We start from the raw sequence: 24,134 nt of genomic DNA, 5'->3' as shown, positions 1-24,134 counted from the left end.
AGGACTGCTATGCCAGACAATCTCGCGCTTCGCATGCGCCCAAAAACCATAGACCAGGTCATCGGTCAGGAGCATCTAGTCGGACCTGGAAAAATTATCCGTCGCATGGTGGAAGCCAATCGTCTGTCCTCCATGATTCTCTACGGACCTCCAGGAATCGGCAAGACCAGTATCGCCTCAGCCATCGCTGGAACCACCAAGTATGCCTTTCGGACCTTTAATGCGACTGTTGATAGTAAGAAACGACTGCAAGAAATCGCTGAAGAGGCTAAATTTTCTGGTGGACTAGTTCTGCTACTGGACGAGATTCACCGACTAGATAAAACCAAGCAAGACTTTCTACTTCCCCTCTTGGAAAGTGGTCTGATCATCATGATTGGTGCGACGACTGAAAATCCTTTCTTTTCTGTAACTCCAGCCATTCGTAGCCGTGTTCAGATTTTTGAGTTAGAACCCTTGTCTAATCAAGATGTTAAAGAGGCGATTCAAATTGCTCTAACCGACCCTGAGCGTGGTTTTGATTTCCCAGTTGAGCTAGATGAGGAGGCTCTGGATTTCATCGCGACCTCTACAAATGGAGACCTGCGTTCTGCCTTTAATTCACTAGATTTGGCTGTTCTCTCTACTCCCGAGAATAACAAGGGTATCCGCCATATCACACTGGATATCATGGAAAATAGCCTGCAGAGGAGTTATATTACCATGGATAAGGATGGGGACGGTCACTACGATGTCCTCTCAGCCCTACAAAAGTCCATTCGTGGCTCGGATGTCGATGCCAGTCTCCACTATGCTGCCCGCTTGATTGAGGCTGGGGATCTTCCTAGTCTCGCTCGTCGCTTGACCGTTATCGCTTATGAAGATATCGGTTTGGCCAATCCTGAAGCTCAGATCCATACTGTAACTGCTCTAGATGCTGCTCAAAAGATTGGATTCCCCGAAGCTCGCATTCTCATTGCCAATGTCGTGATTGACTTGGCCCTTTCTCCAAAATCCAACTCAGCCTATGTGGCGATGGACAAGGCCCTCGCTGATCTCAAAACATCAGGGCATTTGCCCATTCCACGACATCTGCGTGACGGACATTATAGTGGTAGCAAGGAATTGGGCAACGCTCAAAACTATCTCTACCCCCATAGCTATCCTGGACACTGGGTCAAACAAGATTACTTGCCAGAAAAAATTCGAGATCATCACTACTTCTCTCCAGAAGATACTGGCAAGTACGAACGGGCCTTAGCTCAACGCAAGGAAACCATTGATAAATTAAGAAACTTGTGAAATCCCTTGCAAAAAAAATAATTTTTCCTCTTGAATTTTTTTAAAAAAGTGGTATCATATAAATATAGAAACGCTGTGGTGTACGACTTCACACTTAAGTGTTGACCGACTATTTTTTGTATTATTAGGGAAACAAAAGTCTTCTAACAGCATGTAGGCCGTCTCACACGGAAACAGCTTCAGTTAGAGCGAGTTGCCCACCTGCTTAATTGCGCGGGTTCAATACAAACCGTGAAGTTTCGGCACCAATACAGCTTTTTTCTTTGCCTCCTTAGCTCAGCTGGCAGAGCAGCGGACTCTTAATCCGTGGGTCACAGGTTCGATCCCTGTAGGGGGCATCTAAATCAACAGGAAAAAGCCTTGAGTTCCAAGGCTTTTTTGCTTGTCTATAACTGATTTACCCCATCATTTGTCCCACATTTTAAATCTATCTTTTCTTTTTGAATCAAATTACATCTTTACAAATAGTGTAAAGCCAGTTACTTTTGCTTTGATGCCATACAATATTTTCATGTAGAGAAGACAAATTTTATCTTCTCTTTTTATTTTCAAAATAATAAAAACTGATTTTCTTTTCATAAATCAGACTGAAACTTCCAAATTTTCCATTTTGTTTATTGACATTTCCTCTAAAAAGGTGTATAATATTTTTATTATCAAACTATACTATACTATATAGGGGGTATTGAAATGAAATTTTCTAATCGTTTACTGCTATTCCTTGCAGGAGTTGTTTTTGTCCTTTTAGGACTTTTCCTATTTACAAACCCAGTAGCTAATCTTGTTGCTTACAGCTGGTGGATTGCATTTGGTTTACTGGTTTCTTCTATAGCAGCTATTTTAGGCTATTTCTCTGTACCAAAAGAGCTTCGCTCACCAGCTCATCTTTTCCAAGGGATTGTTAATCTTCTCTTAGCTCTTTACCTCGTTGCCTATGGCTTTGTGACGCTGCCAGTTGTCATTCCAACTATTTTAGGAATTTGGTTAATTGTAGAAGCCATTATAGCTTTCTTTAAAGGCAATCGTCTGGGATTGATTTTCCCTATTATTGGCAACCATATCATGTGGATAGCGTTGCTTGCATTTTTACTAGGTCTAGTGATTTTGTTCAATCCAGTAGCTACAAGTGTCTTTGTCGTTTATGTCGTTGCCTTTGCATTTTTAATTGTTGGTTTCACCTATATCCTTGATGCCTTTCGTAAATAATCTAGCTGCCATTTTGGGCATATTAAAATAGCTGGGAAGTTACATTCTCAGCTTTTTCTGTTGCCTCCTTAGCTCAGTTGGTAGAGCAGTAGACTCTTAAGCTATGGGGCGCAGGTTCGAGCCCTGCAGGGGGCACATCTAAATCAACAGAAATAAGCCTTGAAACCAAGGCTTTTTTTAACGTCTAATAGCTTTTTGTAGAAAAGTATTTAAAAATAAAAGAGAAGAGAATCTCTCACTCTCTTCTCAGTATATCTTATTAAATTTAGTTTTTCTTAATCTACCTGATTTTCCTTTGCAACGACAAATTCTTTAACCAGTCGATAGATAACAGCAAATACGGGGGTAAAGAATATCATTCCAAGTAGTCCGAAAAGATTCCCTCCAATACTAGCAGCCGCAAGCGTGAAAATAGCTGGCAAACCAATAGACTGACCTACAACTCTAGGATAAATAAGGTTTCCTTCAATCAGCTGTATAACTTGATATAGAAGAAGAGAAAGTAAGGCTTGAGTAGGACTCACTGTGAAGATAAAAATCGCTCCCACAACACAAGCAATCATAGGCCCTACATAAGGAATGAACGATAGCACTCCTGCAAAGATACCTGTCATTACTCCATAGGGTATCCCAAACACGCTGTAACCAACCGCTATCATAACTCCTATGATAACTGCTTCAATCAGCTGACTCATCAAAAATTGGTCATAAGTCTCTAGTGCTACTTGTCCAATGTAAGTCAACTTTATCACCACCTTCTCTGGAAGAAAAACTTTTAGAAGTCGACTCGTCATCGCTGCCAAATGTTCCTTACTGGATAAAAATGAAAAGGTGAAGACTATAATCAAAAAGGCATTCATCAAACTTGAAAAAATATTGCCGATATTACTAGTCAGACCTGATAAAAAACCTATCAAAGCTTGGCTAATAGAACTAGATTGTCCCTGTATGCCTGATACGATAGTTGACAACATGTCTTTGGTTACAAATTCCGAGCTGCCTAGCAATTTCCCAAGTTGAGTAAGGACTGTTGAAAGGACTGTTCCCAGCTGACTAATAGTCTGGGCTAGGGTTGGCAGCACCAAAACCAAAAGAGCAATCACGATTAAGATAAGAGCTAGGAAAACAAGTACCATGGCAATCGGACGACGCAACTCTGCCTTTACCTTCAATTTAACTAAGTACTGTTCAATTTTTTTCATAGGAACATTAAGCACAAAAGCAATAACAGCACCATAAATCAAGGTTGATATTACATCAAAGAGAGAGATTGCTCCTGATATAAAGCTCGATGCATTCAGAATTACAAGAGCAACCAGCCCTATAAAAAGTATTAACGGGGTGTATTTTTTTACTAAGTTCATAAATTTTCCTTAATAAACATGTTTAGATACGACTATACTATTTGGTTTTTCAAACTCTCGATTAAGGTAGGCTTGGTAAGTTCCTGGAGCGATAAATCCTTTGGGTGAGAGGATATCGGTGCCAGCCTGACCGACTATGGTATCAGCCAAGAGCACACAGTTTGTAGATAAGACAAAGTAGGATTTAAACTTAGATTTGATAAATTTATAAAGTTCCCCATCTGTCTCATGTCTGATTTTATAAGCGTAGGTGTAGTCTTCCTTACCATCACCTGTCATGATTTTATCTGCACTTGGCTCCCATGGAATCGTCAGTTGTTTCAATTCAGCCAACTTTTTCTGAACTGCTTTTTCCATTTCAGGCGTCAAATCTATCCCATAACCAAAAAGCGTTTTTTGACTCTCACGTTTACATAGGTCAATGTACTTGTCACGATCACAGAAATATAAGACACCATCTCCTACCATGCCAAATAAGGTCTCAGAAGACGGATCATAGTTGCCATAAGAAATAACACGGCCTTGATAGCAGATATCCACATGACCAATTGCCGAAAACAGAGAGGTCTCAGCTGTATGAACAAAAATTTCAAGCTCCGCTGTCTTACCAGACTTCACCATTCCAAGATGGATATCCTCTCTCTCATCAGCATTTTCCAGCATAAATTTGTTAATTTTTGCTAAAGTTCTTGCAGGGATGAGAGCGGCTAGGACAATAGGTAAGCTAATTCTAATACGACGTTTGAGATGGTTTTTCCCAATTTCCTCCTCAAACAAGAAACCATCACGGATATTGGACACACCATAAAGGAAAAAATAAGCCCCTAATACAAAGAGTTGAAAGACAGAATTTCCTGTAGAGGACAAAAGACTAGTCCCACCAAGAAAAACTAGTACGAGTCCATCTAGTAAGAGACGAAAACGAGGTCGAATTTTGTTTTTGCGGTAGAGAACATAGGTGACAAGGTTAATACTAGCATGAAAAATCTGATAAACTCCAATCACAAGAGCCAAAATATAAATCGGCACATCCGTCGCAAGATTGGAGCCAAGCAAATATCCCAGCACTAACAATTTAACCAGTGCAACTCCCAAGGTGTCCGTTGACTGACTTTTTTTGAAAATACGTAATACTAAATCTAAGACCGTTGCTATCCAAGCTAAAAACAGAACCAGTCGAATAACCTTTACTGGCAACCAAGTCCCCGTGACCATCAAGATGAGACCTAGCAGAACAAACAAGAACCCCTGAGCAAGTAATTTCTTACCTGTCAGACCTAAAGATAGAATTTTCGCCATATAAAAACCTTTCAACAATAAAAATTAAACACTCCGATTAAACTGACTAGTAAATAGCCAACACTACAAACAGCCTGTGCCAGCAACATATGGTGACTAGAAATGACTGTAGTAATGTCACCATCTTGTCTTATGCACTTCTAAAATTTGTTATATTGATTAGAAACCAGAGCTTATAAAAACTAGCTAAACTCGAGAGATAGACACAATTGCGACGAAAAAATGTATAACCAATTCAACTTGTTAAGGTAAGAAAGCATTATTTCCAATCTATTAATTATTCATCTATTACCTATTATGACACAATATTCCCTATAGTTCAACTTTTTACTTGTTTTTATATTACACGGACTAAAAAGTTTTCAACAGTTGATTGCATTTGTTTTAATAAGTTTTAACCTTTCTTGGTTAGATAAAAAAAGAACCATACAGTTTAGAATCTGTATGGTTTTTGCCCCACTTTTGTCCCATTTTTAAATCATGACATTGAAAATACCTAAAATCACTTATATTTCAATATTTTTAATTGCTCTCAATATGAAAGTCCTTTCCAAATCCCTGTAGGGGGCATCTAAATACAACAGGAAAAAGCCTTGGAATCAAGGCTTTTTTGTGTAGTCTTAGCACTAAAAAACGATAGAAAAAACACCCCTTCTGAACTGCACCCCAAAAGTTAGACAGAAAAAACCTAACTTTTGTGGCGCAGTTCATTCGCGTCACATGAAGTTATTTAAGCATCTCCTTTTTTTTTTTTACCATTTTCTGTTATAATAAATTGTACTTCTAAAATAGAAAGGTCTTAAGATAACAACTCTTATTAAACATAAACGTGTAGAATTTTCAGAACTTTTTTATGACTTAGTTTTTGTTTTTGCAATTTCAAAAGTAACTACTTTAATCGACCATCTTCATAACGGTATTTTGACTTGGAATTCTTTCCTTGATTTTTTCATTGCTACTTTGTTTCTCATCGATTCCTGGATGATTCAAACCGATTATACCAATCGCTATGGAAAGAACTCTTTATTTAACATAGTAATCATGTTTATCAAAATGGGAATTTTACTCTTTATAGCCAATATGATTGGACCTGATTGGCAACAATATTTTCATTATCTCTGTTGGGCTATTGGTACATTAACCCTTACCTTATTTTTTCAATATTTGGTTGAATTTTTTAGAAAATCAACCGATGATGCTAATCGGGAAAGTATCAAAGGTTTTCTATGGATAACAGGTCTACGAAGTTTAGAAATCTATCTAGCAGCTCTTCTTCCTATTTACATTGGAGTCTATATCCTTTATGCTAGTATTCTGCTAACATTTATTATGCCAAGTATCTTGCTTAATAAAGATAAGCATTACCAGGTAAATCTCCCCCATTTAATCGAGCGCATCTCCCTTCTTGTCATTATTATGTTTGGAGAGATGATTACGGAGCTAGCTAACTTCTTTACAATCGAGAATTTCTCGATTTATTCGGTTCTTTATTTCATTATTATGATTTCTCTGTTCTTGTTTTATTTTGGTCAATTCGACCATGCTATTGATGAAAAATCTAATCAAAAGGGACTATTTCTAATTTACAGTCACTATCCTATTTTCATTGGACTTCTTATGATGACCGTTTCGATGAGTTTTCTTCTGAATCCTGAAGCTAATCGTCTCTTTGCAACCAGCTTCTCTTATATCGGATTTGGCCTCTTTCAAGCTGCTGTCCTAGTAAATGGGCCCCATAACAAACACTATCTTCGCTATTCGAAAAGTTACTACTGTGTCCAAGCTACACTCTATCTGGCTGCCTTGATTCTCTCTTTAATCTTTGCTTCTAATCCTATAATAGTAGTAAGTATTACAACCATTTTAGCTCTAGCTATAGCTATTCATTCTATTTATTTTTATATGACACAGACTAAAAAACATTCCACACCTTACTGGGAGTTGTTTTAATGAGTTTATAAGATTAAAAAGCTTTGGGAACCAAGGCTTTTTGTTGTTCTGAACTAAAAAATGACAGGATTGTTAGGATATTCTGAGTTTAGTATAGATAAAATTCTTTCCTTATAAAACAAAAAACGCTATCTAGCGTTTTTTGTTATTCTTAGTTACTCGTCTAATCGAATAAACATCATTGCGTTAAGCAAAGAGATGAGAGCGACTGTATTGACATTATTGGAATAGATCAGTCTCTTATTTTCAATAGGTGGAATAATAAAATTTGAAATAATGATGTCGTAAGGTGATTCTTTTAGAGCATCAAGGGATAACTCTAATTCACTCCAAACTTCCAGTTCAAAATTGTTACTGCAATAGTAAGCAAGTGTCTCAGCTACTGATTTTGCATGATACTGATCAAAATTACTCATGACCAAAACCTTTAATTTCGGTTGATTTTGTAAAAGATTTAGCACCAAGTGTTTGCTGTGAGTGATAAACGTATAGGTCAAATGATTGACCTTCATTGAACTACGATCCATATCCAAAGCCTCTAGATAATGTTCAATCCCTTCCTTCACCTCTGAAACGAAGCGAGGGAAAATATTTTGAAAGTTATTGATTGTATTGCCTTTTTGATCAAATAAGATAAACTCTGTCGATAATTCCTGGCGATGCAGATGTGCTGTATTATGCAGATGCCAAATCAGATTATCCTTATTGTCTACTTGGAGATTATACTCTCTTGATACCTGATCTACTAGATCGCCCAATAACTGATACGATTTTTTTACATAGCTGTCTGTTTTTGCATGGTTCAGAAATACTTCTTCATCTATGAAAAACATTTTTTGAAAATAGGATACAAATAGTTGACTTATCACTTCTTTATTCAGAGAGATATGATATTCCGAATCAAAGCTGGCTACAATGTCTTCAATTTCTTCTGCCTGCATAAACGATTCCAACAATTGATTGTTAAAAGAGTCTCTCTCAACTTCCATGAAATGACCAAACTTTATGCGATATAAATTTGTAACCAGAAGTAATTTTAACATTCTATGAGTTGATAAATTCATCGGGAAAGAAGTTGCTTTATAGACTAATTCCAATAATTGAGACAAGGTTTCTTGAGAAAAATCTTCAAATGGCCATTCAAGGAAATAGTATTTCTCTGAAAAATACTGGGCAAAAAAGTAACGGATATCAATCTCATTTCCAGTGATTCGAACTGGATTGAGGCTAATTTCAAAACGATATTGTTTCTTAATAATTTTATTAATATGACTGATGATACGATAAAGAGAGGAAGAACTGATATAAAACTCTTTGCAAATACTATCAGTATCACATCCTTCATTAAAGAAGACAAATTCTAAAATTGAAAAGTGGGTTGAATGCTTAAAAAAATGATGATAGACCATCTCAATATCACTATCATCGGTATTAATGATACGGATGCCGTTTGTTGAGGAATGAAATATCAAGTCAGGAAAAGAAGATCTGACATGGGACAAGTCATCTTTTACAGAACGTTCTGCACAGTGCAATAATTCTGCTAGTTCTGAAATATGAAACCAGCGCTTGTTTTCAAACAGTAATTCTAATAATTCTAATTGTCTGTGACTTTTTTTCGATAATAAATCTCTCATGAATAGCTTTTCTCTCTTTATAATAAACTAAACGATTGCCTATCAATCTTCATGCAATTATACCATATAGAGTGCATTTATCCTCTTACAACGACTTTTGCTTGTCATCAAAAGACTAGTCTAATCCCTTAGAAACCCAGTAGCATCAAGATTTTCTTATTTATTTGTACCTGTGGTGTGTTTTTATAATACGTAGTTTGAGACAAATTATTACCCTTCCATATTTAAATATTATATAATTAATTCAATCAAAGAAATTGGTTTTCTGAAATTGATTCTTTGATTTAGAAATAGAAAAGGAGGATACACTATGTTGTGGTCCATTATTGTAGGAGGTCTTATTGGTCTCATCGCAGGTGCAATCACTAAAAAAGGTGGTTCAATGGGATTGATTGCAAATATCTTTGCAGGTCTTATCGGTTCGTCTGTAGGGCAATCACTTCTAGGAAGCTGGGGACCTTCATTGGCTGGAATGGCTATTATTCCGTCAATCGTAGGTGCAGTGATTGTTGTTGCAGTCGTTTCATTTCTATTTGGTAAAAAATAAGCATTACCTAATAGAACATTAAAAGTGATAAGCCATAATTTTGAATACTTTAGACGGGTAAAATTATGGTTTAAAGCTTTTCATTTGAAAGGATTTAATATGTCAAAATCAAAGAAAATATTGTTACTTATTTTCTGTATTTTAATCTTGGCTATTTTCCTTCCTATTCTCATAGATTATCATCAGGTCAGTGATTTAGATATCCACTTATTCAGTTGGAGAGAACTCTACGCTGAATTTCTGATTGCTAGATATGTCTTTTGGGGGACACTTGTCCTATCTGTTTTAGTGTTAATTTCAATGTTAGTAATACTCTTCTATCCTAAACAGTATTTAGAGATTCAATTAGAGACTCAAGAAGATACATTAAAACTAAAAAATTCAGCTATCGAAGGCTTTGTTCGATGTTTGGTCATTGATCATCAGTTGATCAAAGAACCAACAGTCCATGTAAATAGCCGCAAAAATAAATGTTTCGTTTATGTTGAGGGCAAAATTCTTCCTTCGGACAACATCTCAAATCGATGTCTTGTCATCCAGAATGAAATAACTCATGGATTAAAGCAGTTCTTTGGTATTGAACGTGAGGTAAAACTTGAAGTTAAAGTGAAAGAATTTGAACCTCCAAAAACGACCAAAAAGACTGTTAGTCGTGTAAAGTAAGGAAGTAAAAAATGGAATGGTTTAAAAAATATCAGTATCCAATTATTGCAGGTCTAGTAGGTGTCATTCTCGCTTGCTTTATCTTATCCTTTGGCTTTTTCAAAACACTCTTTGTACTAATTTGTGGAGCCCTAGGAGCATTTGCAGGATACTATGTTAAGGAAAAATATTTAAATAAATAAAGGAGTCTCGTATGTCAAACGTAGATAAAAATGTAGAAAAAAAAGATGTCGCTGTTGTTTCTCAAGATGTTAAAGGGGAACTCACTTATGAGGATAAAGTAATCCAAAAAATCATTGGTCTTTCACTTGAAAAAGTACCTGGACTTTTGGATGTGGATGGAGGATTCTTCTCTAATCTAACAGAAAAAATTATCAATACAGATAATGTCACTCATGGTGTCAATGTTGAAGTTGGGAAAGAGCAAGTTGCAGTTGACTTGAACATTGTTGTTGAGTACCAAAAGAATGTCCCTGCTTTGTACAAAGAAATCAAAGATGTTGTCGTATCACAAGTTACAAAAATGACTGATCTAGAAGTGGTTGAAGTCAATGTGAATGTTGTTGATATCAAAACGAAGGAACAGCATGAAGCAGATTCAGTTAGCCTCCAAGACCGAGTAACTGATGTGGCTTCTTCAACAGGAGAATTTGCTTCAGAACAATTTGAAAAAGTGAAATCTGGTATCGGTTCAGGTGTTGCTGCTGTTCAAGAAAAAGTAGGCGAAGGTGTTGAAGCCGTTAAAGGCGAAACAAAAGAAAATGCTCGCGTACACTAATTCATCTGGTCAAAATCAATCAATTTAAAGGAGGCAGAATCATGTCAACAGAAGAAAAATTAAACCAAGCAAAAGGTTCCATTAAAGAAGGTGTCGGCAAAATGATCGGCGATGAAAAAATGGAAAAAGAAGGAACAGCTGAAAAAGTTGTTTCTAAAGTAAAAGAAGTTGCTGAAGATGCTAAAGACGCTGTCGAAGGCGCTATTGAAGGTGTGAAAAACATGCTTCACAAAGACGAAAAATAAGGCTAAACGTTAATTGACCTTTTCATTATAGTAGTCAAAAAGAGGACCGCAAATGTCCTCTTTTTTTGTAGATCGGATTCCAAACACGTTTCCCATTTTTCGTTAAAAGAGATTCTTAATAGGAAAGGCTCTGGTTTCAGGGCTTTTTTGTTTACTTAAAATAATATGTTTTTTATTGAATTGAAACGTTTATACGCTACTAGACTTACTTATCCACCACCTGAGCTTCAAATTGGGCTGGTTGGTTGTCTACATTGGTAATGGTTATCGTGTAGGGCTTGTTATTGGTGGCATCAAACACTTTTTCACCTTGGTAACTCACAACTACTCCATCTTTTTCTAAATAAATATCTGCTTGCTTGTTTGGAAGTTCTTCATCCTCCTCATCGAAACCATGGCTTTTTATAATCTTTTGTTCCTCTACTTCATAGTAAACATCGCCGTTTCTTTCACTCCAAACACTTGAGCCAGTTAATTTAATTTTACTTGAATCGTTTTTCTTCAAGATGAAGATTGAATAGTATTCCAAATCTTGTGTTCTGGGATTTACTCTTAAGCTGACGGATTGACCTGGTTGAAGAGTGTATTTGCCATAGTTCAAAACGGAAAAGACAAACCAGACTAGCAGCAAACTATACAAGACTCCTATAATCATTCGTGAGCGCCTACTTTTAAACAAACGTAAAAGTAACAGTAAAGAGACAATAAAGATCAATTCTGTAAACATTTTGTCCCTCCTTTCTCATCATCATTGACATCCTAAACAGAGTCTCGCATCCATTTCTCACTAGTAACATCAACCATACAAAGTCTGATACATCTTATCTAGAAAAGCTTTCAACTCTTTTCGAACAATCTTTAATAGGCGTTCTTCTTCGGCTTGAGAGATGTTCACACTTTCTTTTTTTCTGATTCCTAATATAAGAATAGTATCTACGTCTTAGGGTTAATTGATGATCTAAAATATAGTAGGCATTTATTTTTTCCTCATTTACCATTGTTTCAAATAAAACAGAGACTTCATCCCTTCTAGGATTCGACATTTTCAAATCGATGTCTCCTTTTATCCCTATGGAGTCAATTCCTCCATCCAAGCGAATGACACCGTCGGGAGGAACAATATAGCCTGCTTTTCGCATGTCAGACGCATATTTTCCTGAATCCATTAAATGTTGTAAGACAGCTATAGTGTCCTTTTCTTCAAAGGAGGTCTTTAATTGGAACCGTTCTTGGTGGCTTTGATACTGAGAATAAAGATTGATACCAACAACTAAGGCAAGTACAGAAGCGAGCAAGATTCGTATTTTTCTAGGTCTCGACATGTTTATCTCCTCTATCTAAGAAATCATAGAAGTCTTGTTTCTAACTTTGAAAGATAACTTCCTTATCCTTGAAAATCCTTGGGACTCTAGTCCCCCGTTACTGCTATCTGCCCTTTTTCATGATGTATTTTCGTATAGGTGTTTCAACCATTTGAACGGTTTCAAATCCTTCTTTTTGGTAAAGCTTGTAAGCTGTTTGATTTGCCTCGTAGACATTTAGAGAAATAGTATCTATGTCTTCATTTTCAAAGGCCAAACTAACAAATTTCCTTAAAGTCTGGCTACCTAAGCCTTGTCCCTGTTTCTGAGGATTGATAAAAAATCTCCCGATATGAAGATTCCTGTCTTCTAGCCTGATTTTCTGGATAAGCCCCACAAACTCTTGTCCATCAAAGATTGAAAAGATTCCTTCCAAATCTTGCAAGACTTGAATTGTCAAGGGAAAAGGAATCATTGTTCCCATCCATTGTTCTTGAAAGGATTTTCCAAGGGAGTTGGACCATTGGCATACGTGCTGAGCATTTTCTGTGCTCACATTTTCTTCAAAACGAATCATCATCTTGACCTCACCATCTTATCAATGTTTCTTTATTATACTACTTCTCTTATTTTTTACGAATAGATAAGTATGATTGATCTTTATTTTTTTCTTGTTGGGAGCATTCTCGCTTCTTTCTTGGGTTTGGTCATTGACCGTTTCCCTGAGCAATCCATTATTCGACCAGCTAGCCACTGCGATTCCTGTCAGACTCGCTTGCGTCCCTTAGATTTGATTCCGATTATCTCTCAAGTAATTGGTCGCTTCCGCTGTCGCTACTGCAAGGCTCGCTATCCATTCTGGTATGCCCTCTTTGAACTCGGCTTAGGAATCCTCTTTCTAGCTTGGTCTTGGGGCTGGCTTTCCTTAGGTCAAATCATCCTAATCACTGCTGGCTCAACCTTGGGCATCTACGACTTTCGCCATCAGGAATATCCCTTAATGGTTTGGCTAACTTTCCACCTAATCCTCATGGCTTTCTGTGGCTGGAATCTGGTTATGAGTTTCTTCCTTGTCCTCGGAATCATGGCCCATTTTATCGATATTCGCATGGGCGCAGGGGATTTTCTCTTTCTGGCTTCTTGTGCGCTCGTCTTTAGCGTGACAGAATTACTGATTTTGATCCAGTTCGCTTCTGCGACGGGGATCCTAGCTTTTCTCCTGCAAAAGAAAAAGGAAAGACTTCCTTTCGTGCCTTTCCTCTTACTTGCTGCTTGTTTGATTATTTTTGGTAAGCTACTGCTTGTTTGATAAAGTCCTCAATCGGCTCTCCTTGGTGGAGAGCTTTTACAATTTTCGAACCGACGATAACGCCATCTGACACCGCATTGAATCGTTCGACATCTTCTTGACTAGACACACCAAAACCTGTCAAGACTGGGATATCCGCTACTTGATGCAATTGTGCCAAGTGCTTGTCCAAGTCTGCGCGGTAATTGCCTGATTTCCCTGTCACCCCATTGATGGCAACGGCATAGACAAATCCCTCAGCTCCCTGGATTAACTCTTTTTGGCGCTCGAGTCCTGTGGTCAAACTAACTAGGGGAATCAAGGCGATATCTGTGTCTGCCAAAAAGGGCTCTACAAAGTTGGCATGCTCATGAGGCAGGTCTGGGATAATCAAGCCCTTAACTGCTGTATCTGCCAGATCTTTGACAAATTTCTCCACACCGTACTGAAAGAGGGGGTTGAAGTAGGTCATGATGACAAGCGGAACTTCTGTTTGAATGGTTTTCAAGGTTTCAACCAAAGCCTGGGTAGAAGTTCCATGAGCTAGACTGCGCAAGCCTGCTTCTTCGATTACAGGTCCATCTGCAACAGGGTCTGAAAAGGGAATACCCACTTCAATAGCAGAAACACCCAAATCTTCTAAAAAGTGGATTGTTTCACCAAGACCATCTAATCCTTTCTCATGGTCCCCAGCCATGATATAGGGAACGAAAATTCCTTTTCCTGCTGCTTTGATAGCGTTCAATTTTTCTGTTAGTGTCTTAGACATGGGCTTCTCCCTTCTTTGCTGCATCTGCTTCCAAGCGGTCTTTGACTTGAACCACATCCTTGTCCCCACGACCAGATAGGCAGACAATCATAGACTTGTCTGGACCAAGTTCTTTGGCTAATTTCACTGCAAAGGCAATGGCATGGCTAGATTCCAAGGCTGGGATAATCCCTTCCACGCGAGACAAGAGTTGGAATCCTTCCAAGGCTTCCTCGTCAGTCACAGGAACATAGCTGGCACGTTTGATATCGTGGTAGTGAGAATGTTCTGGACCGATACCAGGATAGTCCAAACCTGCTGAGATAGAGAAAGCTTCAAGAATTTGCCCATGTGCATCTTGGAGCACATCCATAAGCGAACCGTGGAGAACACCTGGGCGACCCTTGGTCAAGGTCGCTGCGTGGTGCTCCGTATCCACACCAAGCCCTGCTGCTTCAGCCCCATACATTGCTACTGACTCATCTTCTACAAATGGATGGAAGAGACCGATAGCATTAGAACCACCACCAACACAGGCTACTAGGGCATCTGGTAAATCTTGACCTGTCAAGTCACGGTACTGTTGTTTAGCCTCTCGACCGATGACACTTTGGAAGTCACGAACGATTTCTGGGAAAGGATGAGGCCCCAAGGCAGAACCAAGGATATAGTGGGTGTCATCGATGTTAGCTACCCATGAACGAAGGGCTGCATTAACTGCATCCTTGAGCACGCGCGAACCATCTGTCACGGCCTCAACCTTAGCTCCCAAAAGCTCCATACGGAAGACATTAAGGGCTTGGCGTTTAACATCTTCCTCACCCATATAGATGGTACATTCCATGTTAAAGAGAGCTGCAGCAGTTGCAGTTGCCACACCGTGCTGACCAGCACCCGTTTCAGCGATAATTTTCTTTTTACCCATGCGTTTAGCCAGAAGAACTTGTCCCAAGGCATTGTTAATCTTGTGAGCCCCTGTATGGTTGAGGTCTTCCCGCTTGAGATAAATCTTAGCTCCACCGATATGCTGGGTCAAGTTTTTTGCGTAGTAAAGAGGAGTTTCACGTCCTACGTACTGACGTAAGAGCTGGTTTAATTCCTCTTGGAAACTTGGATCCGCCTGACTTTCACGATAAGCTTTTTCCAACTCCAAAACTGCTGTCATCAATGTTTCTGGGACAAAACGTCCGCCGAATTTTCCGTAAAATCCTTCTTTATTTGGTTCTTGATATGCCATGCTTTACCCTCTCTATAAATCTTCTAATCTTTTCATGATCTTTTTGTCCATCCGTCTCCACTCCACTTGATACATCTACTGCATAGGGAGTAAAGTGTTGAATTGCTTTTACTACATTATCTTCATTAAGCCCACCTGCGATAAAGAAGGGCTGAGCTAGTCCTGTCGTATCCAGTTGACCCCAGTCAAAGGTCTGGCCACTCCCAGCAACAGGGGCATCAAAGAGTAGATAATCTGCCTGAGAATTAGGCACAAGCCCCTCTCTATCCACTTGCACAGCCTGAATACTGCTACAAGGCAAATCTTCAAACAACTCATCTGCTACCTGACCGTGAACTTGAACCAAGTCCAGACCAACTTTTTCAATCGCTTCTAGCAATTCTGCCCGACTTGGTGAAACAAATACACCAACCTTTTTAACGTTGACAGGAATGAGCTTTGCCAGCTCAGCAGCCTGTCCTAAGGTCACCTGTCTCTTACTAGGAGCGAAGACAAAACCGATGTAATCCGCCCCTGCTGAAACGGCTGTTTCCACCGCTTCTTTGGTTGATAATCCACAAATCTTAACCTTTGTCAATTTGCAACTCCTTGATTCTCTGGGCTACATCCTCCGCCTGCATCAGAGCTGTCCCTACTAAAATTCCGTTAAAGGATGATGCTAGTCCTTCCGCATCCTGCTCTGTGAAAATAGCAGATTCAGAAATGTAATAGTGACCTTTCTTAAAGTGCTGGGCCAAGTCTACACTGGTCTGCAAATCGACTTCAAAGGTGGTCAAGTTGCGGTTATTGACCCCGATAATCTCCGCTCCAAGTCTGTGGGCTACTTCTAGTTCAGCTAGATTGTGAGTCTCTACCAAGACTTCCAGACCAAGCTCTGTAGCATAGTCATACAGTTCCTTGAGGCGTTCTTCTGACAAGGCCGCGACGATGAGCAAGATAACTGTCGCACCTGCATTACGAGCGCGGATAATTTGCTTTTCATCGATGATAAAGTCCTTGTTGAGCGTCGGAATCTGCACCTGACTGGAAATCTCCCGCAGATAATCCAAATGTCCTTTAAAGAAAATCTCATCTGTCAAAACCGAAATCATCACTGCTCCATTTGCTTCATAAGTCTGGGCCTGTTGCACAATATCCACATCGAGATTGATATCTCCCAGACTAGGGCTAGCTTTCTTGACTTCTGCAATCACCTGCAAGCGGTCTTGATGATTCTTCAAAAATTCTGCCAAGCGATAGGTCTGGCGCAAGGGCTGGATTTGCTCCAGCTCCATTTGCTCGACTTCACGCGCCTTCTGCTCTAAGATTCGTGCTAAAAATTCCTGACTCATTTTTGGTACTCCTGTAACAGTCTGAGTTTTTCAAGGGCCTTGCCACTAGCAATCACTTGACGGGCCAAGGCTACTCCTTCCTTGATACTAGCTACCTTACCATTAGCATAGAAACCAAGACCTGCATTTAAAACTGTCGTTTCCAAGAATGGACTTGGTTCGTTTTGAAGAACGCTGAGCAAAATTTCTGCATTTTCCTGAGCATTCCCACCACGGATATCTTCGATAGCGTAGCGTTCCATCCCCAAATCCTCTGGAGTGAAGCTTGACAAGGTGATTTCGCCATTTTCAAGAAGAGCAATCTTGGTTGTTCCGTTCAAGCCAGCTTCATCAAGACCTTCTGGTCCAGCAACCACAACGGCACGTTTGCGACCCATATTTTTCAAAACCTGAGCTGTACTTTCTAGAAGTTCTGGACGACTAATACCAAGAAGCTGTGTTTCCAAGGCCATTGGGTGAATCAGTGGACCAGTCAAGTTCATGATCGTTGGAATTCCTAGTTCCAAACGAGCTGGCATGATGTATTTCATGGCTGGGTGCATATTTTTAGCAAAGAGAAAGACGATGCCAGTTTTATCAAAAACCTTACCTAGTTCAGCTGGTTTGAGGTCAAGATTGATGCCCAATGCTTGAAGGACATCTGCCGAACCTGATTTAGAAGAAATCGAACGGTTACCGTGCTTAGCCATATGAATGCCGCCACCAGCCAAGACAAAGGCTGCAGTTGTGGAAATGTTAAAGCTGAAAGACTTGTCCCCACCTGTACCGCAGTTATCCATAGCATCATGTATCTCAGTTGGAATATGTTGGGCATGCCCTCTCATGACTTGGGCAATGGCTGTGCGTTCTTCCGGTGTTTCCCCCTTCATCTTAAGAGCCAAGAGGAGAGAAGCAATCTGCGCTTCAGTTACACGCCCAGTTACGATACGCTCGATGACATCTGTCATTTCCACACCTGATAAATTTTCAAATTTTGCTAGTTTTTCAATAATCTCTTTCATCCTAGTTTCCTCACTTTACAACCTTCTCGATAAAATTCCGAATAGAAGACAAGCCATCTGGCGTTCCGATACTTTCTGGATGGTACTGGAAGCCATAAATCGGCAGGCTTTTGTGTTGAATTCCCATAATAGCCTGGTCATCAGTCGAACGAGCTGTCACTTCAAAGCCTTCTGGCATTTCTTCAATCAAAATGCTGTGATAGCGCATGACTGGACGACCATCCTCAATGCCTTGATAGAGAACAGATGGCGCTTCAAAGCTAATATGGCTCTGTTTCCCATGCATGACTTTTGGAGCCAAACCTAGCTTCCCACCAAAGACTTCTGCGATAGCTTGGTGACCCAAACAGATCCCTAGAATTGGCTTCTTACCTGCAAAGTCACGAATCATATCTTCCATCTTTCCAGCATCAACTGGCCAACCAGGACCAGGAGAAAAGACCAGACCATCTGCTTTTTCAGCTTCTTCATACAGCTTGGGATCATCATTTCTCAAGACCTGCACTTCTGCAAAATTCCCGATGTATTGCGCCAAGTTATAGGTAAAAGAATCATAGTTGTCAATCAATAAAATCATGGTCTTAGTTCTCCAATTCTAGTCATAGATTTTGCCTTGTTAATGGTTTCTTGGTATTCGTTTTTTGCGATAGAGTCGTAGACAATCCCTGCCCCAGCCTGCACATAAGCTGTTTGATTTTTGAGAATCATAGTTCGGATGGCAATGGCGAAGTCCATATCACCCGTCGCAGACAAGTAGCCGATTGCTCCTGCATATACGCCTCGTTTTTCCGTTTCTAGTTCATAGATGCGTCTCATGGCCCGAATCTTTGGTGCTCCTGAAACTGTTCCAGCTGGAAGTGTAGATTTCAAAGCATCCATGGCTGTTAATTCTGGAAGCAAACGCCCTTTCACCACGCTGGTCAAATGCATGACATAGCGGAAAAGCTCCACTTCCATATACTTGGTAACTTGGACACTGGCTGTTTCAGAGATGCGACCAATATCGTTACGCCCCAAGTCTACCAACATCCGATGTTCTGCTGTTTCCTTCTCATCAGAAAGCAGGTCTGTCGCCAAGGCCTTGTCCTCTTCATCCGTAGCCCCTCTTGGTCGCGTACCTGCAATCGGATTAGTTGTCACGATGCCATTTTTAACTGAAACCAAACTTTCTGGACTGGCACCGATGATTTGATAATCCCCAAAATCATAGAAATAGAGATAATTAGATGGATTGGTCACGCGAAGATTTCTGTAAAAGTCAAATGGATTACCAGTAACCTCTGCTGAGAAGCGCTGACTGAGTACGCATTGGAACATGTCTCCATTGCGAATCAAGTCACGAGCTGTTTCCACCATTTGCTCAAACTTCTGAGAAGCGATGTGGGGCTTGAAGTCCAGCGGTGATAAATCCAAATCTTCAAATTCATTTGAAGCAGGGATGCGTAATTCCTCAAGCACTTGGTTCAAGGCTTTTTCCAAATCCTCTTGACTGCGATCGCTATATAGAGCATCCTCAATGACATGGATTTTTTCCTTCTTATGGTCAAAGACCATATAACTCTCATAGACAAAGAAATGCATGTCTGGCGTCCCAATGGTATCCTCAGGGATTTGGCAAATTTCTTCATAAAGAGAAATCATATCGTAACCGACAAAGCCAATAGCTCCCCCACCAAAAGGGAGGTCTGAATGGTGCTGGCTCTTATGAGTCACATCATAAAGGAAATCCAAAGGATCCCGATCAATCACTTGCCCATTTTGATAGAGGACTCCATTTTCAAACTGAATCTCAAAAACAGGATTATAGGCTAGGATAGAAAAACGAGCGGTTTCCTTGTCTCTCGGAATACTTTCTAAGATCACCTTGTGTTGCCCCTTTAGGCGCATATAAGCCAAGATTGGTGATAAGACATCTCCATGAATGATTCGTTCCATTGTAATTTCCCTTTCAGTTTCTTATTTTTAATTTTTTGTCTTTTTTCTATTTCCCTTAAATAGTGCGGACGGGAGGTAAAATTATCCAGTGGATGATTTTAGAAAACCATAAAATGAAAGACCTAATTTTCGAGCTCCTCGCTCATTCATTTCTAGGCTCAAGCTAAAATAGTTCCCCGAACTATTTTACTCTCAAAAATTCCGTTCTAGAGAAGCATCTTTGCTTCTCTAGAATACCACTATGGCGGGAAATAGCGTTTCAATGCTCACTTCGTTTGCAAATATTTTATAGAAATCTATCTATTGATGAAGCATAATTTAAAACTGATGACCATATCTACGATAAATATATAAAAATCCCCACGCAAAATAACTTGCGTGAGGACGAAATTCGCGGTGCCACCTCAATTATAGGATTTCTCCTATCTCTCATTCCTGTCTCAGAACTTTCCTGTAACAGGCTGTGCGATAAAGGGCACTCCCTTGAGAATTATGTTTTCTTCTCTCGTTTCAGATGGACCCAACCTTACAGCTTTCTCTGCTTGTTTCCAGCAACCACAAGCTCTCTGGGAAAGAAAGTACTGTAATTTTTCCATCTCTTATTTCTTAGCTTCTAGGTAGTCTGCAATCGCAGCTACGTCCTTGTCTCCACGACCAGAGACATTGATGATGATAATGTCATCTTTACTTAGTTTCGGTGCACGTTTAACCGCTTCTGCGATGGCGTGCGAACTTTCAATCGCTGGGATAATCCCTTCTGTCTTACTAAGAAGGAGCAAGGCTTGAACAGCTTCTTCGTCTGTCGCTGCCACATATTCCACGCGACCTGAATCTTTAAAGTAGGCGTGTTCTGGGCCAACCCCTGGATAGTCCAAACCAGCTGAGATAGAGTAAACTGGCGCCAGCTCTCCGTCTTCCTTAAAGACTGCATAGGTCTTCATACCATCGACAATTCCGACACTACCCTTTGTCATAGTGGCTGCATGCTTGTCTGTGTCAAGTCCGTGACCGGCAGCTTCGACCCCAACCAATTTGACTTCTTCATCAGCCACATACTGTGAAAAAGCACCGATAGCATTGGAACCACCACCTACACAGGCAATGACGTAGTCTGGTAAACGGCCTTCTTTTTCCAAGATTTGACGACGAGATTCTTCACTGATGACCTTTTGAAACTCATGGACAATAGTAGGATAAGGGTGAGGTCCCACAGCCGATCCCAAAACATAGAAGGCTTCAAGGGCATTCATCCATGCTCCAAAGGCTGCATCGACCGCATCCTTGAGAGTTCGTGTCCCCGTTTCAACCGCGTGAACAGTTGCTCCCATCATCTCCATGCGGAAAACATTGAGACGTTGACGCTCCACATCTTCTGCCCCCATGTAGACATCACAAGCCATACCAAACTTAGCTGCAGCTGCTGCTGTCGCAACACCGTGCTGACCAGCTCCTGTTTCCGCAATCACTCGTTTTTTGCCCATACGTTTGGCAAGAAGAATTTGTCCTAAAACGTTGTTAAGTTTGTGAGAACCAAGGTGGTTAAGATCTTCGCGCTTGAGATAAATCTTAGCGCCACCTAAGTGATCTGTCAAACTTTCCGCAAAATAAAGCGGTGTTTCACGACCTGAATAATCCTTCAAGTAATGGCGAAATTCTGCCAAAAACTCTGGATCATCCTTGTATTTGTCAAATGTCATTTCCAACTCATCCAACAAAGCCTGAATCGGCTCCGGTACAAAACTACCACCAAATTGTCCAAAATAACCTTTAGTTGTCATAAATTTTTCCTCTTTCCATATTAATTCGGCTTTTTGTTTGCTTTTAGTAGTAGGCAAGGAGCTGCAGATAGAACTCAAGTTCATCAAAGCGACTTAACGCCCTAATAAAAGATAAACAAAATGACCGAAAGAAAAAAGCCCACACACAGAATCTACTTCCATGTGAGGGCGTTGGTAACGCGGTGCCACCTCAATTATAAAGGGACTATTCCCCTTTACATCTCTGCCTTGTCTAACAACAAGTTGCACTGTAAGGTGTGCGCACCGAATTTTCATTGTTTCAAATTCATTTTTAAAATCAGCCCACTTTCACTACTTCCAACCACCTGTTCACAATCACCACAGGCTCCCTGAAGATCAAAAATAGTTACTTTTCTGATTTGTTGAGAATATTATATGCTATTGTCCGCTTTTTGTCAAGATTTTTTATTATTTTTTTCCAGAACCGAGGATTTCTTCAGAAATTCTCACCAAAGTCTGAACGATGTAATCAACTTCTTCATCGCTTAATTTTGTATGAAGAGGAAGCGTAATTTCATTTTCAAAGAAGGCATAGGCTCTTGGATAATCTGCCATATCGAAACCAAGATTCTTATAGGCTGTCAGGAGAGGAAGCGGTTTATAGTGTACATTACTTGCAATTCCTGCTTTGGCCAATTCTTGGATGATGTGGTTGCGTTCTTCTAAACTTGCTCCTTCTACATGGGTGATGTAGAGGTGGCGTGAAGATTCGACACTATCAGTCTTGTGTGCCAATGGACGGATGCGAGAACCTGCAAAACCACGATCATAGCGGTCCACGATGTCCTTACGACGTTCTAGCAAAGCTGGGTAACGGTCCAATTGTACCAAACCAATCGAAGCCATGATATCGGTCATATTGCACTTGTAGGCTGGTGTGACGATATCGTACTCCCATGAACCCAATTGCATCTTGGCAAGAGCATCCTTTGTTTGACCGTGAAGGGAAAGGATTTGGAACTCCTTGTACATCTCTTCGTCATCAATCGCTGGATTGGCTTTCCAAGTCGCACTTCCTCCCTCAGCCGTTGTAAAGTTCTTAACGGCGTGGAATGAGAAGGAAGTAAAGTCAGCGATAGATCCAGCTGGTTGTCCTTTATAAGTAGATCCCAAAGCATGGGCACTATCTGAGACAATTACGATACGGTTAAAGGCTTTTTGCCACTTGCTAGCAGCTGTAAAGAGGTCCCGTTTCTTCTCCACCACTTGGAGCAAACGATCATAGTCGCAAACAATCCCTGCAAGCTCAACCGGAATAATCACCTTAGTCTTTTCAGTGATGGCTTGCTCAAGCAAGTCATAGTCCATCTCAAACGTATCTGCTTGAATATCCACCATGACAGGTGTCGCTCCTACGTGTGTGATAACACTACATGAAGCTGTATAAGTCATAGCTGGAACGATGACTTCATCCCCAGGTCCCACTTCCAAAACACGCAAAATCAACTCAAGAGCGGCTGTCGCAGAGTTGAGGCAGACAGTCTTAGGTGTCTGTGTGTATTGAGACAAGCGGCGCTCCAGTTCTTTTGTCTTCGGACCTGTTGTGATCCAACCAGAACGAAGGGTATCCGCTACTTCAGCAATTTCAGCTTCGGTAATATCGGGAGGTGAAAATGGAATATTGTAATTTGGCATTGATTTGCTCCTTTTATCTGTACTCATTTTCTCATGACTACTTTATTTTAGTACTTCAAACACGGTTTGAAACATGATTTTGATGTCTCCAAGGAAACTAAACTCTCGGAGATAGGCGAGATTATAGCGCATCTTTTCAGGAAGGACATGTTCGACATAGGCCTGGTCAACCGACAGACCTTTCTCTGTCATCTGACTGATGATGGTGTCCTCATCCTTGTAGTTGATACTGGCTGGAGAGGTGATTCCTGCTGGCAAGAGCAAGGTCGCCATCATTTCAGGACTATACTGCTCTGTGTAACGTGGCACTTCAGGACGGGTCCCTACAAAGGACATTTCGCCTTTAAGGACATTGACCAGCTGAGGTAGTTCGTCCAAACGCACACGGCGGATGAAATTTCCAACCTTGGTAATGCGACTATCGTTAGCAGAAGTCACCAGACTTCCTTTTTTATCCGCATCCGTTACCATAGTACGGAACTTCCAAATCTTGAACCGACGATTATACTGGGTCACGCGCTCTTGCTTGTAAATGACAGGTCCCTTGCTATCCAACTTGATCCAAATGCTCAAGACAAGAAAGACGGGAGAGGTCAAAAGTAGCAAAAACAGGGCCAGAACCCAGTCCAGGCAACGCTTGAAAACCAGCGAACCTTTCCTTTTAGAGACAAGCTGGTAGTAAGACTTAACCTCGCTTGATTGCATTTCCACGGGTAGGTCTTCCCATTTCAGCATGCTGTTTCTCCTTTGTTTTTATTATACTATTTGTCAACATTTTTCATTATACCACAAAATGGAAAAGGCGGTGCAAGAAATCTGTGATTTGAAGAATTTCCTTCTGGTGCTCAATGAAAATCAAAGTACAGCTTTGAGGTTGCAGATAAAGCTG

The 24,134-nt window shown here is 40.3% G+C and carries 24 protein-coding genes, 2 tRNA genes and 1 pseudogene; 11 read left to right on the top strand and 16 right to left on the bottom strand.

The window, feature by feature from the left end:
• The first annotated feature begins 9 nt into the window (after positions 1 to 9).
• The 4 genes from HMPREF2885_RS05030 to HMPREF2885_RS05015 all read left to right on the top strand — a co-directional run bounded on the left by HMPREF2885_RS05030 (position 10) and on the right by HMPREF2885_RS05015 (position 2,622).
• Positions 10 to 1,281: a replication-associated recombination protein A gene (locus tag HMPREF2885_RS05030; protein WP_070657342.1), complete on the top strand. Its 1,272-nt coding sequence runs from the start codon at positions 10 to 12 to the stop codon at positions 1,279 to 1,281.
• 265 nt (positions 1,282 to 1,546) lie between these two features.
• Positions 1,547 to 1,619: transfer RNA gene (locus HMPREF2885_RS05025), tRNA-Lys, on the top strand.
• 352 nt (positions 1,620 to 1,971) lie between these two features.
• Positions 1,972 to 2,487, top strand: a complete 516-nt coding sequence (locus HMPREF2885_RS05020; protein WP_000672739.1) for a DUF308 domain-containing protein — start codon at positions 1,972 to 1,974, stop codon at positions 2,485 to 2,487.
• A gap of 62 nt (positions 2,488 to 2,549) precedes the next feature.
• Positions 2,550 to 2,622, top strand: a tRNA-Lys gene (locus tag HMPREF2885_RS05015).
• A 140-nt stretch (positions 2,623 to 2,762) separates the two neighbouring features.
• Here the strand turns inward: HMPREF2885_RS05015 and HMPREF2885_RS05010 are convergent.
• Positions 2,763 to 3,851, bottom strand: a complete 1,089-nt coding sequence (locus HMPREF2885_RS05010; RefSeq protein WP_070657341.1) for an AI-2E family transporter — start codon at positions 3,849 to 3,851, stop codon at positions 2,763 to 2,765.
• Positions 3,852 to 3,860: 9 nt separating this feature from the next.
• Positions 3,861 to 5,150 (bottom strand): membrane protein, encoded by a 1,290-nt coding sequence (locus HMPREF2885_RS05005; protein ID WP_049478432.1) that lies wholly within the window; start codon positions 5,148 to 5,150, stop codon positions 3,861 to 3,863.
• Between the two features lie 804 nt (positions 5,151 to 5,954).
• On the opposite strand from HMPREF2885_RS05005, the gene HMPREF2885_RS04995 reads away from it, so the two are divergent.
• Complete coding sequence (locus tag HMPREF2885_RS04995) at positions 5,955 to 7,100, top strand: low temperature requirement protein A (RefSeq protein WP_070657339.1); 1,146 nt, start codon at positions 5,955 to 5,957, stop codon at positions 7,098 to 7,100.
• A 155-nt stretch (positions 7,101 to 7,255) separates the two neighbouring features.
• Here HMPREF2885_RS04995 and HMPREF2885_RS04990 read toward each other — a convergent pair whose 3' ends face one another.
• Entirely contained in the window at positions 7,256 to 8,737 is a 1,482-nt protein-coding gene (locus HMPREF2885_RS04990; RefSeq protein WP_070657337.1) for an AcpB/EbpR/MafR family transcriptional regulator, read from the bottom strand.
• A gap of 310 nt (positions 8,738 to 9,047) precedes the next feature.
• On the opposite strand from HMPREF2885_RS04990, the gene HMPREF2885_RS04985 reads away from it, so the two are divergent.
• The 5 genes from HMPREF2885_RS04985 (at position 9,048) to HMPREF2885_RS04965 (ending at position 10,970) form a co-directional block, all read left to right on the top strand.
• The gene (locus tag HMPREF2885_RS04985) at positions 9,048 to 9,284 is read left to right on the top strand and encodes a GlsB/YeaQ/YmgE family stress response membrane protein (RefSeq protein ID WP_000964741.1); all 237 of its coding nucleotides are present in this window, start codon (positions 9,048 to 9,050) and stop codon (positions 9,282 to 9,284) included.
• Between the two features lie 99 nt (positions 9,285 to 9,383).
• A complete protein-coding gene (amaP, locus tag HMPREF2885_RS04980) occupies positions 9,384 to 9,947 on the top strand; it encodes an alkaline shock response membrane anchor protein AmaP (RefSeq protein WP_000045614.1) in 564 nt (187 codons plus the stop codon).
• A gap of 11 nt (positions 9,948 to 9,958) precedes the next feature.
• Positions 9,959 to 10,129: a DUF2273 domain-containing protein gene (locus HMPREF2885_RS04975; RefSeq protein WP_000454669.1), complete on the top strand. Its 171-nt coding sequence runs from the start codon at positions 9,959 to 9,961 to the stop codon at positions 10,127 to 10,129.
• Between the two features lie 11 nt (positions 10,130 to 10,140).
• Positions 10,141 to 10,725, top strand: a complete 585-nt coding sequence (locus HMPREF2885_RS04970; protein WP_000072932.1) for an Asp23/Gls24 family envelope stress response protein — start codon at positions 10,141 to 10,143, stop codon at positions 10,723 to 10,725.
• A 41-nt stretch (positions 10,726 to 10,766) separates the two neighbouring features.
• Positions 10,767 to 10,970, top strand: a complete 204-nt coding sequence (locus HMPREF2885_RS04965; RefSeq protein WP_000102421.1) for a CsbD family protein — start codon at positions 10,767 to 10,769, stop codon at positions 10,968 to 10,970.
• A gap of 205 nt (positions 10,971 to 11,175) precedes the next feature.
• On the opposite strand, the gene HMPREF2885_RS04960 is transcribed toward HMPREF2885_RS04965, so the two are convergent.
• From HMPREF2885_RS04960 to HMPREF2885_RS04950, 3 genes and pseudogenes are all read right to left on the bottom strand, one after another.
• Positions 11,176 to 11,697 (bottom strand): hypothetical protein, encoded by a 522-nt coding sequence (locus HMPREF2885_RS04960; RefSeq protein ID WP_049479764.1) that lies wholly within the window; start codon positions 11,695 to 11,697, stop codon positions 11,176 to 11,178.
• Between the two features lie 69 nt (positions 11,698 to 11,766).
• Positions 11,767 to 12,292, bottom strand: a pseudogene (locus HMPREF2885_RS04955) (thiol-disulfide isomerase).
• Positions 12,293 to 12,395: 103 nt separating this feature from the next.
• Positions 12,396 to 12,851, bottom strand: coding sequence for a GNAT family N-acetyltransferase (locus HMPREF2885_RS04950; protein WP_070657335.1), 456 nt, complete (start codon positions 12,849 to 12,851; stop codon positions 12,396 to 12,398).
• Positions 12,852 to 12,920: 69 nt separating this feature from the next.
• On the opposite strand from HMPREF2885_RS04950, the gene HMPREF2885_RS04945 reads away from it, so the two are divergent.
• Positions 12,921 to 13,580: a prepilin peptidase gene (locus HMPREF2885_RS04945; RefSeq protein ID WP_045616755.1), complete on the top strand. Its 660-nt coding sequence runs from the start codon at positions 12,921 to 12,923 to the stop codon at positions 13,578 to 13,580.
• Here the strand turns inward: HMPREF2885_RS04945 and trpA are convergent.
• The 10 genes from trpA to HMPREF2885_RS04890 all read right to left on the bottom strand — a co-directional run bounded on the left by trpA (position 13,552) and on the right by HMPREF2885_RS04890 (position 23,980).
• A complete protein-coding gene (gene trpA / locus HMPREF2885_RS04940) occupies positions 13,552 to 14,328 on the bottom strand; it encodes a tryptophan synthase subunit alpha (RefSeq protein ID WP_000047739.1) in 777 nt (258 codons plus the stop codon). The two genes, HMPREF2885_RS04945 and trpA, sit on opposite strands and share 29 nt — an antisense overlap.
• Entirely contained in the window at positions 14,321 to 15,544 is a 1,224-nt protein-coding gene (gene trpB / locus HMPREF2885_RS04935) for a tryptophan synthase subunit beta (RefSeq protein WP_000331309.1), read from the bottom strand. The genes trpA and trpB (HMPREF2885_RS04935) overlap by 8 nt, the downstream gene beginning before the upstream one ends.
• Complete coding sequence (locus HMPREF2885_RS04930; protein WP_000169919.1) at positions 15,522 to 16,121, bottom strand: phosphoribosylanthranilate isomerase; 600 nt, start codon at positions 16,119 to 16,121, stop codon at positions 15,522 to 15,524. Before HMPREF2885_RS04930 ends, trpB (HMPREF2885_RS04935) begins: the two co-directional genes overlap by 23 nt.
• The gene (trpC, locus tag HMPREF2885_RS04925) at positions 16,108 to 16,875 is read right to left on the bottom strand and encodes an indole-3-glycerol phosphate synthase TrpC (RefSeq protein WP_000076532.1); all 768 of its coding nucleotides are present in this window, start codon (positions 16,873 to 16,875) and stop codon (positions 16,108 to 16,110) included. Before trpC ends, HMPREF2885_RS04930 begins: the two co-directional genes overlap by 14 nt.
• Positions 16,872 to 17,876: an anthranilate phosphoribosyltransferase gene (trpD, locus tag HMPREF2885_RS04920; protein WP_000658698.1), complete on the bottom strand. Its 1,005-nt coding sequence runs from the start codon at positions 17,874 to 17,876 to the stop codon at positions 16,872 to 16,874. Before trpD ends, trpC begins: the two co-directional genes overlap by 4 nt.
• 10 nt (positions 17,877 to 17,886) lie before the next feature.
• Positions 17,887 to 18,453: an aminodeoxychorismate/anthranilate synthase component II gene (locus HMPREF2885_RS04915; protein WP_000601900.1), complete on the bottom strand. Its 567-nt coding sequence runs from the start codon at positions 18,451 to 18,453 to the stop codon at positions 17,887 to 17,889.
• Positions 18,450 to 19,811, bottom strand: coding sequence for an anthranilate synthase component I (gene trpE, locus HMPREF2885_RS04910; protein ID WP_045616749.1), 1,362 nt, complete (start codon positions 19,809 to 19,811; stop codon positions 18,450 to 18,452). Before trpE ends, HMPREF2885_RS04915 begins: the two co-directional genes overlap by 4 nt.
• A 599-nt stretch (positions 19,812 to 20,410) precedes the next feature.
• Positions 20,411 to 21,589 carry a tryptophan synthase subunit beta gene (gene trpB, locus HMPREF2885_RS04900; RefSeq protein WP_070657333.1) on the bottom strand — a complete coding sequence of 393 codons (1,179 nt, stop codon included), beginning with the start codon at positions 21,587 to 21,589 and terminating at the stop codon, positions 20,411 to 20,413.
• Between the two features lie 429 nt (positions 21,590 to 22,018).
• Positions 22,019 to 23,245: a DegT/DnrJ/EryC1/StrS family aminotransferase gene (locus tag HMPREF2885_RS04895; RefSeq protein WP_001134529.1), complete on the bottom strand. Its 1,227-nt coding sequence runs from the start codon at positions 23,243 to 23,245 to the stop codon at positions 22,019 to 22,021.
• 42 nt (positions 23,246 to 23,287) lie between these two features.
• Entirely contained in the window at positions 23,288 to 23,980 is a 693-nt protein-coding gene (locus HMPREF2885_RS04890; RefSeq protein ID WP_000922231.1) for a sugar transferase, read from the bottom strand.
• Between the last annotated feature and the right edge of the window lie 154 nt (positions 23,981 to 24,134).

This window comes from Streptococcus sp. HMSC062H02 (genome assembly GCF_001813005.1).
GTDB lineage: Bacteria > Bacillota > Bacilli > Lactobacillales > Streptococcaceae > Streptococcus > Streptococcus oralis_S.
This window is presented reverse-complemented; position numbering and strand designations above follow the sequence as displayed.

Excerpts from the sequence above, each read along its gene's own strand:
- HMPREF2885_RS05030 (WP_070657342.1), top strand. The coding sequence starts at position 10 with ATGCCAGACAATCTCGCGCTTCGCATGCGCCCAAAAACCATAGACCAG.
- HMPREF2885_RS05020 (WP_000672739.1), top strand. The coding sequence starts at position 1,972 with ATGAAATTTTCTAATCGTTTACTGCTATTCCTTGCAGGAGTTGTTTTT.
- HMPREF2885_RS05010 (WP_070657341.1), bottom strand. The coding sequence starts at position 3,851 with ATGAACTTAGTAAAAAAATACACCCCGTTAATACTTTTTATAGGGCTG.
- HMPREF2885_RS05005 (WP_049478432.1), bottom strand. The coding sequence starts at position 5,150 with ATGGCGAAAATTCTATCTTTAGGTCTGACAGGTAAGAAATTACTTGCT.
- HMPREF2885_RS04990 (WP_070657337.1), bottom strand. The coding sequence starts at position 8,737 with ATGAGAGATTTATTATCGAAAAAAAGTCACAGACAATTAGAATTATTA.
- HMPREF2885_RS04985 (WP_000964741.1), top strand. The coding sequence starts at position 9,048 with ATGTTGTGGTCCATTATTGTAGGAGGTCTTATTGGTCTCATCGCAGGT.
- amaP (WP_000045614.1), top strand. The coding sequence starts at position 9,384 with ATGTCAAAATCAAAGAAAATATTGTTACTTATTTTCTGTATTTTAATC.
- HMPREF2885_RS04975 (WP_000454669.1), top strand. The coding sequence starts at position 9,959 with ATGGAATGGTTTAAAAAATATCAGTATCCAATTATTGCAGGTCTAGTA.
- HMPREF2885_RS04970 (WP_000072932.1), top strand. The coding sequence starts at position 10,141 with ATGTCAAACGTAGATAAAAATGTAGAAAAAAAAGATGTCGCTGTTGTT.
- HMPREF2885_RS04965 (WP_000102421.1), top strand. The coding sequence starts at position 10,767 with ATGTCAACAGAAGAAAAATTAAACCAAGCAAAAGGTTCCATTAAAGAA.
- HMPREF2885_RS04960 (WP_049479764.1), bottom strand. The coding sequence starts at position 11,697 with ATGTTTACAGAATTGATCTTTATTGTCTCTTTACTGTTACTTTTACGT.
- HMPREF2885_RS04950 (WP_070657335.1), bottom strand. The coding sequence starts at position 12,851 with ATGATGATTCGTTTTGAAGAAAATGTGAGCACAGAAAATGCTCAGCAC.
- HMPREF2885_RS04945 (WP_045616755.1), top strand. The coding sequence starts at position 12,921 with ATGATTGATCTTTATTTTTTTCTTGTTGGGAGCATTCTCGCTTCTTTC.
- trpA (WP_000047739.1), bottom strand. The coding sequence starts at position 14,328 with ATGTCTAAGACACTAACAGAAAAATTGAACGCTATCAAAGCAGCAGGA.
- trpB (WP_000331309.1), bottom strand. The coding sequence starts at position 15,544 with ATGGCATATCAAGAACCAAATAAAGAAGGATTTTACGGAAAATTCGGC.
- trpC (WP_000076532.1), bottom strand. The coding sequence starts at position 16,875 with ATGAGTCAGGAATTTTTAGCACGAATCTTAGAGCAGAAGGCGCGTGAA.
- trpD (WP_000658698.1), bottom strand. The coding sequence starts at position 17,876 with ATGAAAGAGATTATTGAAAAACTAGCAAAATTTGAAAATTTATCAGGT.
- HMPREF2885_RS04915 (WP_000601900.1), bottom strand. The coding sequence starts at position 18,453 with ATGATTTTATTGATTGACAACTATGATTCTTTTACCTATAACTTGGCG.
- trpE (WP_045616749.1), bottom strand. The coding sequence starts at position 19,811 with ATGGAACGAATCATTCATGGAGATGTCTTATCACCAATCTTGGCTTAT.
- trpB (WP_070657333.1), bottom strand. The coding sequence starts at position 21,589 with ATGACAACTAAAGGTTATTTTGGACAATTTGGTGGTAGTTTTGTACCG.
- HMPREF2885_RS04895 (WP_001134529.1), bottom strand. The coding sequence starts at position 23,245 with ATGCCAAATTACAATATTCCATTTTCACCTCCCGATATTACCGAAGCT.
- HMPREF2885_RS04890 (WP_000922231.1), bottom strand. The coding sequence starts at position 23,980 with ATGCTGAAATGGGAAGACCTACCCGTGGAAATGCAATCAAGCGAGGTT.